Origin of the sequence: Pseudomonas sp. MWU12-3103b, assembly GCF_023100615.1 — a bacterium.
GTDB lineage: Bacteria > Pseudomonadota > Gammaproteobacteria > Pseudomonadales > Pseudomonadaceae > Aquipseudomonas > Aquipseudomonas putida_A.
Genome location: NZ_JALMEY010000025.1, coordinates 1 through 14,974, shown reverse-complemented (window position 1 = coordinate 14,974; position 14,974 = coordinate 1). Strand labels below are relative to the sequence as shown.

The window sequence follows — 14,974 nt, the reverse complement described above, 5'->3', positions numbered from 1 at the left end:
ATATCAGGCGATCAAGCCAGATCCACCAACACGATTTCGCTGTCTTCGAGCGCCGTCACAGTCAGTATTGACTCATGCTCGACGGCAACACCGTCTCGAGCTTGTGCGCGCAAGCCATTGACTTCAATCAGGCCGGTGGCGGGTACCAGATACGCTCGACGTCCGGCATCCAACTGATATTCAGCTGTTTCGCCGGCCTTGAGGTTGGCTGCGACCAACCGCGCATCACCGCGAATGCGCAGGCTCTGATCGTCGCCGTCCTTGCCGCTGGCGAGGGTCACGAAGCCTTCGCGCTGGCCTTTGGGGAAAGGTTTAGCGCCCCATGAAGGTGGCGCGCCAGTTTCCGTCGGCAGAATCCAGATCTGGAAGATTCGGGTCTCTTTGTCTTCCAGGTTGTACTCGCTGTGTGCGATGCCGGTGCCGGCGCTCATGACCTGCACGTCGCCTGCTTCAGTGCGGCCCTTGTTGCCAAGGTTGTCCTGGTGGGTAATCGCACCTTCACGCACGTAAGTGATGATTTCCATGTCGCGGTGCGGGTGCAGCGGGAATCCGGTGCCGGCGGCGATCACGTCATCGTTCCACACCCGCAGATTGCCCCAGTTCATGCGTTGCGGATCGTAGTATTCGGCGAACGAAAAGTGGTGATGGGCATCCAACCAGCCGTGGTGAGCGCCGCCCAGCGTATTGAAAGGTCTGAGTTCAAGCATGATCGTCTCCTGAAAAGGTTCGTCATGGGGCGTAACGCCAAAGCCATGAAGCGAGACCGTCGGTTATGACGGGCATCATCCATCAGTCAACCATCGAGAAAAAGCGTAAAAAGTGCGGCATTCTCATCGAATCCGTTGATGGGAAACCGGCTCAAAATAATCTCACGCAACTTTCAGTTCATCGCCTAAACCAATGAGCTGTAAGCATTTCGCTAGAACTCATGAGCAAATAAAGCCACCATAGTCCCCAACAGCCTCACACACTGGAGCCCCTCAGCGTGGCGCAACACACTCCCGATCTTCCTCCCGAACTTCGTCCATTGGCCGAGATGCCATGGTTCAAGCGTCTCGCCGCACGTTTCTTCGGCCATGGCCTGACACGCTTGCGCGCTCAACACCGTGCGTCGTGGCTGCACGGCCAGGCTGACGGTTTTCGCAGCGGCCACACTGCGGGTGTGGAGTACGGCTTCAAAGAGGGAAAACTTGAAGGGCTGGAGGAAGGCCGCCAGGTTTTGCTGATTCGTGACAGTCGCAGCACCGAGCATCGTCCGCCGAGCGTCGATAATCATCTGTTCGACGACTGGCGTCTGCCACTCAGCGCCGAGCTGAAGAAGCGCATGAAAGCCGATGTGGCGCGCCTGCTGCCCGCGCATGCCCAGCCAAGCCTCGCTCAATGGAAGATGATTTTCAGTGACACTCCCTCGACCTCGGTGATCGCCGGGGCCGGGGCAGGCAAGTCGACCACGTTGGTGCTGCGCATCCTGTTGCTCACGCATTATCTGGGGTTTGAGCTGGATTCGATGACCGTGGTGACATTCACCCGCGAGTCGCGCAAGGACTTCATCAATAAGCTGATCGAGATGTTCGCGCTCTGGGGGCGGCCATTGAGCCTGCAACAGGCGCGGGAACTGGTGCGCACCTTTCACTCACGCATTTTGCCGATGGTACGCAGTCTGCCGGGGTTCGAACGCTTGCAGGCTTTTGAAAATCTAAGCAATCGGCCACAAGGCGCTGACGAGGAGGTCGACAGCAACCCGTTCGATCTGCGAATCAATGATGCCCAGCGCCAGCAGCTCAACGCGTGCTACCACCGGTTATTCAATCAAGACCAACGTTTCCGCCAGTTGATTCAACCACTGGCCAAGGCTGCCTTGCAGCTCAAGGAGCTTGAGCGCGATCACCCGGACGTGCAAAAGCGCATGGCGGTGACCGAACTGGCAGCCAAACGCGACGAAGAACTGTGCGATGCCATCGAAGACCTGTGGTTTCGCGCCGGTGCCTGGCCGATCAAGGGCATCGAGCCCAGCCGGCAGACGTTCGAGATCAACGGTTCGGCCTTTCACTGCCACGGCTACATTCCCAGCCTCGATGCCTGGGTGGTGCTCGGCTTCGATCCCCGGGAAAACCCGCAAATCTGCCGTCCCAATGCCAAGCTCAGCCTGCGCGCTGAATGGGCCGTGAAACGCACCCTGTTTCAAGCTTTCTGTCGTAAGCCATTGATTTGGCTGGATAGCTATGAAATATCAAAGCGGGTTCTGTCGACGTTGGCTGGCGATGCGAGCGCGGGTCCGGGGTTCGATTACAAGGTCAAAGGTGAGCTGGTCTCAGCGCCGTTACTGGACTGTTTTGTTGCGGCGGCCGGCTTTATCGAAAACCTTGGGCTGGACGTGCCGGATGCCGTCGGCCGCATGAGTTTTGCCAAAGACGACCCGGACCGATTCTTCTTTGAGGCGCTGAGCCTGTTCTGGCGTGCCCTGGAAGATCATTTGCTTGATCAGAAGCCGCCGGTGATGACCTACAACCGGATGTTTGCGCTGTTCAGCGAGCACTCGCCGGAGAACCTGAAGCTGCTGAGTGATGAGCTGCTGCGGCCCATGTCGCACTTGATGATCGACGAGTTTCAGGACGTATCGCCGCAAATCGTCTCGTGGATCCGTGCCAGCCTCGCGGAAATCCGCAGTCGCGGCCCGGCCATGCATGTCGGGCGGGGTGCGCAGCGTTCTTCGTTGCTGTGTGTCGGCGACGATTGGCAGTCGATCTACGGCTGGCGCGGCAGTTCGCCGAGTTACTTCATGGAGTTCAACAAGGAATTCCCGTCGCCGAGCACTACTCGGGTGATGCTCAGTGACAACTATCGCAGCCATCAGCACATCATCGATGCTGCCGAACACATCGTCCGCGCCGCGCCGGCAATCCCCGGCAAGAAGGCCAAGGCCAGCGGTGCTCCCAAGGCGTTGCAGCCGGTAAATGTGCTGGAGCGCGATGATCAGGCTTTGGGCCTGCGCCTGGCGGAACACTACAATCGCGGTGATTCAATCTTGATGCTCTATCGAAAAAGTAGCGATAAGTTATTGATAGAGCAGCATATTCAGCCGGTAGTTAATGTTGATTCGAGCTTGCCGTACGAGGCTCGACGCCTAAAGCAACTGACCTACCACAGCGCTAAAGGTCTGCAAGCTGATGCGGTATTTCTGCTGGGTGACTGCCAGCACCTGACCAGTTCGCCCTACAAGAACCAGGTGTATCGCATGGCCGGCTTGGGCAAGGCTGGCGACAGTGAGCCTTATGACACGGCGCAGAAGGACGAGATTCTGCGGCTGGCCTACGTTGGTATCACCCGGGCGGTCAGCCATTGCTACTGGTACGTCGAGCCGCAGGATAACCAGGCGGTGAACATGCCAAGGGCGTCCGATCGGGTTACCCAAGGCAAGGCGTTCTTCGCCGATCACCGGAAACAGCCGCAAAACGCGTAGCACGCAAGCACAAAAAAAGCCCGCCTGAATTGGCGGGCTTTTTTATATAAACCAATAGCTTATGCGTAACTCTTGAGAGATTCCGGAGGAATGAAAGCCTCCAGTTCGTCTTCCACAGCCTCAATGATGCGCTCGACATCGGCCGCGTTCATCACCGTCGCACAAGGAATACCGGCGATGGCGATCATGGTTTCACCGCTGGCACGATCAAACAGACGGGCAATCATGCTGCCCGGCGCATCCATCGTTGCCTCAAAACCCATGGGATGAAAGTGCCAACGCATCAGTTGGCACGCATTGGGAAACGTGACTTTACTGGAGCCTTTATTCATGTGTTGCCCGCCTTCTTCATCGAGCGCTTCCTTTTGCTCATGTTAGGTGGGAAGAGCCTTCATTGGCTCAACCGGTCAGTGACGTTAAAAGTAGCACCCGCATGTGAATTTTCCGTGAGATTTTTCAGTTCATTTTGCGATTGCTGCGCGTTTTTTGATGTAAGTCACGTCGGGATCAGTCATCGCCAAATGGCCACTACGGTTTGCTCGTTGATCGTTTTGTCGAACTTGGGCAAGCTCGGTTCTTTTGCGCCGAGCCCTTTATGCACGCCGACGATGACGGCCCCAAACAGACCCCGGCCACGGCCGCCACGGTCATGCGCTACCACCTGAGCTGGAAGCACCGCGATCTGGACAGCGTCATGGCGCTGTATCACCCAGACGTGCAATACAACGATTTCTTTCAGAATCGGGTCCTCGGCCTCGACGAATTGCGCGAGTACGTGCGCGTGAGCATGCCGCGAGAATCCGACGAAGCGCTCGAGCATTGCGACCGGATTCGCGTGGATGGCAACACCGCGTTCATTCAATACGAAGTGACTTTGCGCGGTGGCGACGGGCTGGTGTCGTTCCGATCCAGCGAAGCGATCACGGTCAAGGACGGCCTGATCTGGCGGGTCAACGAATACGCCTCGCTGGTCCGCACGCAAACCAACGGCGCTGTCGCACCCAGTCAGCGCCCGGCGGTCAGTCGCTTGGGGCTGTCGCCGCGCCAGATCAGTTTCATGGCCGAGGATCTGCAGCAATATTTCGAACGCCAGCAACCGTATCTCGATCCGGAACTGGATCTGCAACGGGTGGCGAAGGAGTGCGGCTACAGCCGCAACCAGATTTCCTACCTGCTCAATCAGGTGCTCGGCCAAAGCTTTTACCGCTACGTCAATCAGGCACGCTTGCAGCACTTGCTCAAGTCACTGGATCAGGCCACGCCGCCGCTGCGTATCGATGAGCTGGCGTTTGCTGCCGGTTTCAATTCGCTGTCAGCGTTCTACAGTTGTTTCCGCCAACACACCGGTCAGTCGCCGAAGGCCTACGCCAAACAAATTTCTTTGCGGGCACGCGCGCAAGACAGCCATTGAAGTCACGCACTAGGATCGACGCCATCGAAGGTTTTCAGTGGCGGAGTCTTGCATGCCGGCGTGGCGCACTATCAGTTTGTGGATGGATCAACTCGACGAGCCGCTCACCGCGCGGCCGGCGCTGGAGCAGGATCTGGATGTCGACGTAGCCATCATCGGGGCCGGTTACACCGGGCTGTGGACCGCGTACTACCTGAAAAAACTCGCCCCCGGTCTCGATATCGCCATCGTCGAGGCGCAAACCGCCGGTTTCGGCGCGTCCGGGCGCAATGGCGGCTGGCTGATGGGTAACCTGCTGGGCGAGGATCGACTGCTCGCCGGCCTCTCGCCACAACAACGCCGCGCATCGTTTGATCTGCTGCACAGCATCCCCGATGAGGTGGAAGTTGTCCTCGAACGTGAGGGCATCGACTGCGATTACCGTAAAGGCGGGGTGCTGTACTGCGCCGCCCGTTACCCGGAGCAGGAAACCGGCCTGCGCGAATACCTCGACAAACTGCACGCCCAGGGCCTGACCGACAACGATTACCGCTGGCTGAACCCCGAGCAACTGGCGCAACAGATTCGTGTGGCGAAACCCTACGGCGGCATTTATGCGCCGCACGTGGCGACCATTCACCCGGCGAAACTGGTGCGCGGTCTGGCGCGCACCGTGCAGAACATGGGCGTGAAGATCTACGAAAATAGCCCCGTGACGCATTGGCAGTCCGGCAGTTTGCGCACGGCCAGGGCCAGTGTGCGCAGTCGCTGGATTGTGCCGGCGGTCGAAGGCTATTCGGTCACGCTCCCACCGCTGGGTCGCTATCAGTTGCCGGTGCAGAGTCTGATTGTTGCCACCGAGCCGTTGTCGGCAGCGACCTGGGATGAAATCGGCCTCAACCGTGGCCAGGCCTTCAGTGAGTTCAGCCGTCAGGTCACTTATGGCCAGCGCAGTGCCGACAATCGCCTGATCTTCGGCGCCCGCGGCGGTTACCAGTTCGCCGGCAAACTGCGCCACAACTTCGATCTGACCCGTGATGAAGTCGAGCTGCGCCGCTATCTGTTCGGCGAACTTTTCCCACAGCTGAAAAACGTGCAGATCACCCACGCCTGGGGCGGCAACCTCGGCATGTCCCGGCATTTCAAGCCGCACATGCTCTGCGATCGCGCCAATGGCATTGCGCTGTCCGGCGGTTATGGCGGGGAGGGTGTGGGTGCCAGCAATCTCGGCGGCCGCACCCTGGCCGATCTGATTCTTGAGCGCGATACCGAACTGGTGCATCAGCCGTGGGTGCTGCCGGACGGCGGAATTCATGCGCTACGCGCCTGGGAGCCGGAGCCGTGCCGCTGGCTTGGCTACAACGCGATCATCAAAAGTTTCGTCCACGAAGACCAGACCCTGGCCAACCCGGCCAGCGCCCCGTTGCGGCGCAAGTTGGCCAGTCAGGTCGCGGGCTTCATGGAAGGTTTCATGCACTAACCGCCGTTTTCTTCACAAGACAGGTCCCACCATGAGCATTACGCAGTTCAAGAACACCGCCAGCCTGCAACTGGATGAATCCAACCCGGTGGCCGTGCCACTCGGCGAGCCGGTCGCCATTGCCTCGACCACCAGCGTCGAGCGCGATGACGGCGTTGAAACCGGCGTCTGGGAATGCACCCCGGGGCGCTGGCGCCGGCAGATCACCGCACAGGAGTTCTGCCACTTCATCTCCGGCCGTTGCACGTTCACCCCGGACGACGGCAGCGAAACCCTGCACATACAAGGTGGCGACGCACTGATGTTGCCGGCCAACACGCTCGGCATCTGGGATATCCAGGAGACCGTGCGCAAGAGCTACGTCCTTATTTTCTGATTGTTTGATCCTTTGATTGCCTGCCAACAAAAATAGCCACTACAGGAATCGACCCCATGATCCAGAAAACCCTCGCTCTGGCGCCGCTGCTGCTGGCCGCCTCCATTAGTCATGCCGCCGAAACGGTGAAGATTTACAACTGGTCGGACTACATCGCGCCGGACACCACGAAAAACTTCCAGAAAGACACCGGCATCGGCGTCACCTATGACGTCTACGACAGCAACGAAACCCTCGACGGCAAGTTGATGACCGGCAAATCCGGTTATGACGTGGTGTTCCCGTCCAACCACTTCATGGCGCGGCAGATCCAGGGCGGGGCGCTGAAGAAGCTCGACAAGAGCCAGTTGCCGAACTGGAGGAACCTCAACCCGGTGTTGCTCAAGGCCTTGCAGGTCAACGACCCGAACAACGAGCACGGCTTTCCGTATCTGTGGGGCAGCACCGGCATCGGCTACAACGTCGCCAAGGTCAAGGCGGTGCTGGGTGATAACGCGCCAGTGGATTCCTGGGATCTGATCTTCAAGCCCGAATACATGGAAAAACTGCAGAAGTGCGGCGTGGCGATCCTCGATAACGGCCCGGAATTGCTGCCGGCAGCCCTCAATTACCTGGGCTTGCCGCCCCACAGCAAGAACCCCGAGGACTACAAGAAAGCCGAAGCATTGCTGATGAAAGTGCGGCCGTATGTCAGCTACTTCCATTCCTCGAAGTACACCAGCGACCTGGCCAATGGCGATATCTGCGTGGCGGTCGGTTTCTCCGGTGACATCCTGCAGGCGGAAAACCGCGCCAAGGAAGCGAAGAACGGCATCGACATCGGTTACGCGATTCCCAAGGAAGGCGCCGCCATCTGGTTCGACATGGTCGCCATGCCCGCCGATGCGCCGGACGAGAAGGCCGGTTATGCGTTCATGAACTATCTGCTGCGCCCGGACGTGATGGCCGGCATCAGCAATTACGTGCACTACGCCAACGGCAACGAGCAGGCTGACAGCCTGATCGATCCGGCAATCAAGGGTGACACCAAGGTCTATCCGAGCCCGGAGATGATGGGCAAGCTGTTTGCGCTGGAGGCAATGCCGCTGAACATTGACCGGATCCGCACGCGGGTGTGGAACAAGATTCGAACGGGTAGTTGATTCACTTCATTCCTGTGGGAGCGGGCTTGCTCGCGAATGCGTCCGTTCAGTCAGCAATTATGTTGATTGATAAGCCGCATTCGCGAGCAAGCCCGCTCCCACAATGTGTTTTCAGCGCAGCATTTTATTTGATATCAATACACTGGCATCGCACTAATAGAGTGCAGCAAAGTGAGACGTATCTATCAAAAAGCAACTTACCGATATTTAATATTTAAATAGAAAATCGTCAGACAATTAGGCGAGAACAAACACCTCATAACAATCTTTCGACCCCGCAGTCATTGTTTACGGGCATTTGACGGAACAGTCGGTTTTGATCTCAAAAAAATGCTAGACGACAGATTTCAAATTGTGTCAGGTTTCTTACGCCTTCATTGGGCGAGTGATAGGACGATCTCGCCAGGGATCGTCGCTATCTGACAAAAACTGTTCCATTGCTAAACAAGGAAGTGTGTTTATGTCGAAAGTAAAAGCGAACGCTATTGATATCACCGCAGACACATTCGTGCCTGTCGGCGCAGCGCAATCTCTGGCTGCGACCAGCTCTGCCTGGAACCAGATCAATAGCTTCAGCCATCAATACGATCGTGGCGGCAACCTCACGGTCAATGGCAAACCCTCCTTCTCGGTGGATCAAGCCGCCACTCAACTGTTGCGCGACGGTGCCTCCTGGCACGACCTCGACAACAGCGGCAAGATCGAACTGACCTACACCTTTCTGACCGCCAAAACCGCTAACTTCAGCGGCCTGGGCGTCACCGGTTTCAGTCAGTTCAGCTCCCTGCAGAAAGCCCAGGCCGTGCTCGCCATGCAATCCTGGGCGGATGTCGCCAACGTCACGTTCACCGAATCGGCCCGTGGTGGCGATGGTCACATGACCTTCGGTAACTACAGCGGTGGCCAGGAAGGTGCGGCGGCGTTTGCGTTCCTGCCAGGCACCGAGCCTGGTTATGACGGTCAATCCTGGTACCTGACCGGCAGTGGCTACGACGTCAACAAAACCCCAGGCCTGAACAATTACGGGCGCCAAACCCTGACCCACGAAATCGGCCACACCCTGGGCCTGTCTCACCCTGGCGACTACAACGCCGGCGAAGGCAACCCGACTTACAAGGATGCTTCCTACGGGCAAGACACCCGCGGTTACAGCCTCATGAGTTACTGGAGCGAAAGCAACACCGCCCAGAACTTCAGTAAGGGTGGTGTGGAAGCCTATGCTTCCGGCCCGCTGATGGATGACATCGCGGCCATCCAGAAGCTGTACGGTGCCAACATGAACACCCGTACCGGTGACACCACCTACGGCTTCAACTCCAACGCCGGTCGCGATTTCCTCAGTGCCTCGTCGTCGAGCGACAAGCTGGTGTTCTCGGTGTGGGATGCGGGCGGCAAGGACACCTTCGACTTCTCGGGTTTCACCCAGAACCAGAAGATCAATCTCAACGAAGCCTCGTTCTCCGACGTTGGCGGCATGATCGGTAACGTGTCCATCGCCAAGGGCGTGACCATCGAGAACGCCATTGGTGGTTCGGGCAACGACCTGCTGATCGGTAACAGTGCGTCCAACGAGCTGAAGGGCGGTGCCGGCAACGACATCATCTACGGCGCTGGTGGTGCGGACAAGCTGTGGGGCGGTGCGGGTTCGGACACTTTCGTGTTCGCCTCCAGCTCCGACTCCAAGCCGGGTGCAATCGATCAGATCCTCGATTTCGTCAGCGGTCTGGACAAAATCGACCTGAGCGCCATCACCAACGGTTCCGGCCTGCACTTTGTCAGCAGCTTCACCGGTTCGGCCGGCGACGCGATCCTGACATCGTCAGGCGGCAACAGCCTGTTGTCGGTGGACTTCTCCGGGCACGGCGTGGCGGACTTCCAGGTCAGCACCGTGGGCCAGGCAGCGACCAGCGACATCGTGGCGTGATGTGAAACGGGAAGCGGCGGTTGATGCGCCGCTTTCTTTGCTTGCATCGTGTTGATGGCTGGGCAAGGCTAGGTGCTGGAGCGAATTTTCTGATGATCTGTAAAGTTTTTACCTACAAGGCAATGGCGTGGCTTTCGGCGGCGCTGATCATGATTTCTGGAGAAACAACCATGGCAAGCAGCCTCAGACTTGAAGATCCATCGGTTTTTGCCGGGCAATGGCAGGCGACGTTGAGCACTGAAAATGACGCGCCCGAAGCGCAAAAGCTGCAGGATAAACCGTCGAACACCTGTGCCCTCGAACTGCAAGCCAATCAGACCGTCGGCAAGGGCGCCGAATGCCTCGGCGCATGGCTGGAAGATTCACCCATCGGCTGGTTTCCGGAACCCGACGGAATTTCGATCACCGGCAAGGAAGGTTCAAGAATCGTGTTTTTCAGCCGACAAGGTGACGGGCTCTATTCCAGCACTTTGAAGTCGGGCCTGATTGTTACACTCGAACGCGCGACGAAATAAACGCTCAACTAATCCAATTTGAATATATGGCAGTGTTTGAACGTTATAAGTGATCGTCGCAGTTGTTGTTGAATGGTAAGCGAGTACTTGCAAAACATCTTTCGCAGGTAGGCGGAACATTAATTGAGCGCTCGTCGAAGTCTGGCGGGATCTATCATTTCAGGAAGAAACAATGAAGATGGCGAAGGCCCCAGCCACCGCTCCCTTGTTCAAGGCTTTGGGTGACTATAAAAGCATTCTGATCAGCGTCGGGTGCTTTACCGCACTGATTAACGTGCTGATGCTGGTGCCCTCCATTTATATGCTGCAGGTCTACGACCGCGTATTGTCTTCGCAGAACGAAACGACGTTGGCGATGCTGTCGTTGATGGTGGTTGGCTTCTTTGCCTTCATCGGCATGCTGGAGGTGATCCGCAGCTTCATCGTGATCCGCATCGGCAGCCAACTGGAGCGCCGCTTCAACCTGCGGGTGTATCAGGCAGCATTCGAGCGCAACCTGTTCAAGGGCGAGGGCAACGCCGGGCAATCGCTGGGCGACCTGACCCACATTCGCCAATTCGTCACCGGGCCGGCCCTGTTCGCGTTTTTCGATGCGCCGTGGTTCCCGGTCTATCTGTTTGTCATCTACCTGTTCAACGTCTGGCTGGGCGTGCTCGCCACAGCCGGCGCGCTGCTGCTGATTGCGCTGGCCTGCCTCAACGAATACATGACCAGGAAGCCGCTGGGCGAAGCCGCCGGTTACTCGCAGAAGTCCAGTCAACTGGCCACTAGTCACCTGCACAACGCGGAAACCATCCAGGCCATGGGCATGCTCGGCGCGTTGCGCAAGCGCTGGTTCGGTGTGCACTCGCGTTTCCTCGGCCTGCAGAATCAGGCCAGCGACACCGGCGCGGTGATCAGCTCGATCAGTAAGACCCTGCGCCTGTGCCTGCAATCGCTGGTGCTGGGCCTCGGTGCGTTACTGGTGATCAAGGGCGACATGACCGCCGGGATGATGATCGCCGGTTCGATCCTGATGGGCCGCGTGCTGAGCCCGATCGACCAGTTGATCGCCGTGTGGAAACAGTGGAGCGGGGCGAAGCTGGCCTATCGTCGTCTGGACTCTTTGCTGCAGGCGTTCCCGCCGAGTGACGACGCCATGGCGCTGCCGGCGCCGAAAGGCCAGATCACCTTCGAGCAAGTCAGTGCCGGCCCTCCGGGGCAGCGCGCGGCAACCCTGCAGATGATCAATTTCAATCTGGGCGCTGGTGAAGTGCTCGGCGTGCTCGGTGCCTCCGGTTCCGGCAAGTCGACCCTGGCCCGAGTGCTGGTCGGCGTGTGGCCGACTCTCGGCGGCACCGTACGCCTGGACGGTGCGGACATCCATCGCTGGAACCGCGACGAGCTCGGCCCGTACATCGGCTACCTGCCACAAGACATCGAACTGTTCAGCGGCAGCATCGCAGAGAACATCGCCCGTTTCAGCGAAGCCAACCCGGAGAAGGTCGTGGCCGCCGCGCAACAGGCCGGTGTGCACGAGATGATTCTGCGCCTGCCGCAAGGCTACGACACGCAACTGGGCGAGGACGGCAGTGGCTTGTCCGGCGGTCAAAAGCAGCGTGTGGCCCTGGCCCGTGCGATGTATGGCGATCCGAGCCTGGTGGTGCTCGATGAGCCGAACTCCAACCTCGACACTGTTGGTGAAGCCGCGCTGGCCAGCGCCATCGCCCAGCTCAAGGCCAAGGGCACCACCGTGGTGCTGGTGACGCATCGCTCTTCGGTACTGGCTCAGGCGGACAAACTGCTGGTGCTCAACGATGGCCGCTTGCAGGCGTTCGGCGCCAGTCAGGAAGTGCTCAAGGCGCTGTCCGGCGCTCAGGAACAACAACGGGAAAAATCCGCGCAGGCACCGGGCGGGCTCAGCATGAGCCGGCAGTACCAGCCCTCGACAAGGAATTCGGGTGTATGAGCAGCGCCAGCATGAACACTGAAAACGAAGCCTCCATGGAACACGCGTACGTCACCGAGCGCCCGGAGCGCGATGCGAAATTCTTCGCCCGCATGGGCTGGATTCTGGCCATCGTCGGCGCCGGCAGTTTCTTCACCTGGGCCGCACTGGCGCCGCTGGATCAGGGCATTCCGGTGCAGGGCACCGTGGTGGTCTCGGGCAAGCGCAAGGCTGTGCAGTCGATGAGCAGCGGCGTGGTCAGCCGGATTCTGGTACGTGAAGGCGAGATCGTGAAGCAGGGTCAACCGTTGTTCCGCCTCGATCAGACCCAGGTCGCCGCCGACGTGCAGTCGCTGCAAGCCCAGTACCGCATGGCCTGGGCCAGCCTCGCACGCTGGCAGGCCGAGCGCGACAACCTCAAAGAGATCACCTTTCCTGCCGAACTGAGTAACAACGCGGATCCGCGTCTGGCGCTGGTTCTTGAAGGCCAGCGTCAACTGTTCAGCAGCCGTCGCGAAGCGTTCTACCGCGAGCAGGCCGGTCTGCGCGCCAGCATCGAAGGCGCCACCGCGCAGCTGGCGGGCATGCGCCGCGCCCGCACCGACCTCAACGCCCAGGCCGATTCGCTGCAACAGCAACTGAGCAACCTGCAGCCACTGGCGGACAACGGCTACATCCCGCGCAACCGTTTGATGGAGTACCAGCGGCAGCTGTCGCAAGTGCAGCAGCAGTTGGCGGAAAACACCGGTGAAAGCGGCCGGGTGGAGCAGGGCATCCTCGAATCGCGCCTGAAACTGCAACAGCATGGCGAGGAATATCAAAAGGAAGTGCGCACGCAACTGGCCGACGCGCAGCTGAAAAGCGTGACCCTGTCCGAGCAACTGACCTCGGCCGGTTTCGACCTGCAACACAGCGAGATCCTCGCCACCGCCGACGGCGTGGCGGTCAACCTTGGCGTGCACACCGAAGGCGCCGTGGTGCGTCAGGGCGAAACCCTGCTGGAGATCGTCCCGCAAGGCACCACCCTGGAAGTCGAAGGGCACTTGCCGATCAACCTGATCGACAAGGTCGGCACGCATCTGCCGGTCGACATCCTGTTCACCGCGTTCAACCAGAGCAAGACCCCGCGTGTACCGGGTGAGGTCAGCCTGATTTCCGCCGACCAGATGGTCGACGAGAAAACCGGCGTGCCGTACTACGTGTTGCGCAGCAGCGTCAGTGATCAGGCGATGGAGAAACTCCAGGGCCTGGTGATCAAGCCCGGTATGCCGGCGGAAATGTTCGTGCGCACGGGCGAACGGTCACTGCTCAACTACCTGTTCAAACCACTGCTCGATCGCGCTGGCTCTGCGTTGACTGAAGAATAAGGATGTTCGGCTGTATGAATAAGCTTTCGATGTTGGGAGCAGCGTTCGCGCTGCTCGCAGGAAACAGCGCGCTGGCGGCCATGGGGCCATTCGAGGTCTACGAACAGGCATTGCGCAACGATCCGGTGTTCCTCGGCGCGATCAAGGAGCGCGACGCGGGCCTGGAAAACCGCACCATCGGCCGCGCCGGGTTGTTGCCGAGACTGGGTTACAACTACAACCGGGGTCACAACACCTCGAAGGCCACGCAACTGACCGCCCGCGGCAACCTCACCGAAGACCGCAACTACAACAGCTATGGCTCGACCCTGACCTTGCAGCAACCGTTGCTCGACTACGAAGCCTACGCGGCGTATCGCAAAGGCGTGGCGCAGTCGCTGTTCGCCGACGAGGCGTTTCGCGGCAAGAGTCAGGAGCTGCTGGTGCGGGTGCTGGACAACTACACCAAAGCCTTGTTCGCTCAGGATCAGATCGACATCGCCCAGGCCAAGAAGAAGGCTTACGAGCAGCAGTTCCAGCAGAACGAACACATGTTCAAACAGGGCGAGGGCACCCGCACCGACATTCTCGAAGCCGAGTCGCGCTACGAACTGGCGACCGCCGAAGAGATCGAGGCACGCAACGAGCAGGACGCCGCGCTGCGTGAGCTGGGCGCGCTGGTCGGCGTGCAGACGGTGGACATCAGCGAGCTGGCGCCACTGGATCAGAATTTCCAGACTTTCGCGCTGATGCCAGCCAACTACGACACCTGGCATGAGCTGGCGATCAGCAACAACCCCAATCTGGCGTCGCAACGCCAGGCGGTGGAAGTGGCCAAGTACGAAGTCGAGCGCAACCGCGCCGGGCACCTGCCGAAAGTCAGTGCCTACGCGTCGATCCGCAAGACTGAATCGGACAGCGGCAACACCTATAACCAGCGCTACGACACCAACACCATCGGCTTTGAAGTCAACGTGCCACTGTATGCCGGTGGCGGGGTATCGGCCTCGACCCGTCAGGCCAGCCGCACCATGGAGCAGGCGGAATACGAACTCGACGGCAAGACCCGCGAGACACTGATCGAACTGCGTCGCCAGTTCAGCGCCTGTTTGTCGGGCGTCAACAAACTGCGCGCCTACCAGAAGGCCCTGGCCTCGGCTGAAGCGCTGGTGGTGTCGACCAAGCAAAGCATTCTTGGCGGTGAACGGACGAACCTCGATGCGCTGAACGCCGAACAGCAACTGTTTACCACCCGCCGCGATCTGGCCCAGGCGCGCTACGACTACTTGATGGCCTGGACCAAGCTGCATTACTACGCGGGGACGTTGAACGAACAGGATCTGGCGCGGGTGGATGAGGCGTTCGGTGTTGCTCATCGCTAATGTGCATGGCTTGGGAGTGGCCCTCACCCTAA

The 14,974-nt window shown here is 59.2% G+C and carries 12 protein-coding genes; 10 read left to right on the top strand and 2 right to left on the bottom strand.

Annotated elements, in window-relative coordinates:
- Positions 1 to 11 precede the first annotated feature (11 nt).
- A complete protein-coding gene (locus tag M0808_RS27205; protein WP_027612774.1) occupies positions 12 to 707 on the bottom strand; it encodes a pirin family protein in 696 nt (231 codons plus the stop codon).
- Between the two features lie 278 nt (positions 708 to 985).
- Here M0808_RS27205 and M0808_RS27200 point away from each other — a divergent pair, with 278 nt between their 5' ends.
- Complete coding sequence (locus tag M0808_RS27200; protein WP_247843073.1) at positions 986 to 3,460, top strand: UvrD-helicase domain-containing protein; 2,475 nt, start codon at positions 986 to 988, stop codon at positions 3,458 to 3,460.
- 59 nt (positions 3,461 to 3,519) lie between these two features.
- Here the strand turns inward: M0808_RS27200 and M0808_RS27195 are convergent, their stop codons facing one another.
- Positions 3,520 to 3,792, bottom strand: coding sequence for a DUF1652 domain-containing protein (locus M0808_RS27195; protein ID WP_025109621.1), 273 nt, complete (start codon positions 3,790 to 3,792; stop codon positions 3,520 to 3,522).
- Positions 3,793 to 4,055: 263 nt separating this feature from the next.
- Here M0808_RS27195 and M0808_RS27190 point away from each other — a divergent pair, with 263 nt between their 5' ends.
- The 9 genes from M0808_RS27190 to M0808_RS27150 all read left to right on the top strand — a co-directional run bounded on the left by M0808_RS27190 (position 4,056) and on the right by M0808_RS27150 (position 14,942).
- Positions 4,056 to 4,871: a helix-turn-helix domain-containing protein gene (locus M0808_RS27190; RefSeq protein WP_247843072.1), complete on the top strand. Its 816-nt coding sequence runs from the start codon at positions 4,056 to 4,058 to the stop codon at positions 4,869 to 4,871.
- A gap of 52 nt (positions 4,872 to 4,923) precedes the next feature.
- Complete coding sequence (locus M0808_RS27185) at positions 4,924 to 6,330, top strand: FAD-dependent oxidoreductase (protein WP_247843071.1); 1,407 nt, start codon at positions 4,924 to 4,926, stop codon at positions 6,328 to 6,330.
- A gap of 31 nt (positions 6,331 to 6,361) precedes the next feature.
- Positions 6,362 to 6,706, top strand: a complete 345-nt coding sequence (locus M0808_RS27180) for a cupin domain-containing protein (protein WP_098964086.1) — start codon at positions 6,362 to 6,364, stop codon at positions 6,704 to 6,706.
- A gap of 56 nt (positions 6,707 to 6,762) precedes the next feature.
- The gene (locus M0808_RS27175; protein WP_247843070.1) at positions 6,763 to 7,848 is read left to right on the top strand and encodes a polyamine ABC transporter substrate-binding protein; all 1,086 of its coding nucleotides are present in this window, start codon (positions 6,763 to 6,765) and stop codon (positions 7,846 to 7,848) included.
- 460 nt (positions 7,849 to 8,308) lie between these two features.
- Entirely contained in the window at positions 8,309 to 9,772 is a 1,464-nt protein-coding gene (locus tag M0808_RS27170) for a serralysin family metalloprotease (RefSeq protein ID WP_134786450.1), read from the top strand.
- Between the two features lie 92 nt (positions 9,773 to 9,864).
- Positions 9,865 to 10,287, top strand: coding sequence for an AprI/Inh family metalloprotease inhibitor (locus tag M0808_RS27165; RefSeq protein WP_247843095.1), 423 nt, complete (start codon positions 9,865 to 9,867; stop codon positions 10,285 to 10,287).
- 172 nt (positions 10,288 to 10,459) lie between these two features.
- Complete coding sequence (locus tag M0808_RS27160) at positions 10,460 to 12,235, top strand: type I secretion system permease/ATPase (RefSeq protein ID WP_098964082.1); 1,776 nt, start codon at positions 10,460 to 10,462, stop codon at positions 12,233 to 12,235.
- Complete coding sequence (locus tag M0808_RS27155) at positions 12,232 to 13,581, top strand: HlyD family type I secretion periplasmic adaptor subunit (protein WP_247843069.1); 1,350 nt, start codon at positions 12,232 to 12,234, stop codon at positions 13,579 to 13,581. The genes M0808_RS27160 and M0808_RS27155 overlap by 4 nt, the downstream gene beginning before the upstream one ends.
- 2 nt (positions 13,582 to 13,583) lie before the next feature.
- Complete coding sequence (locus M0808_RS27150; protein WP_096796761.1) at positions 13,584 to 14,942, top strand: TolC family outer membrane protein; 1,359 nt, start codon at positions 13,584 to 13,586, stop codon at positions 14,940 to 14,942.
- Positions 14,943 to 14,974 lie beyond the last annotated feature (32 nt).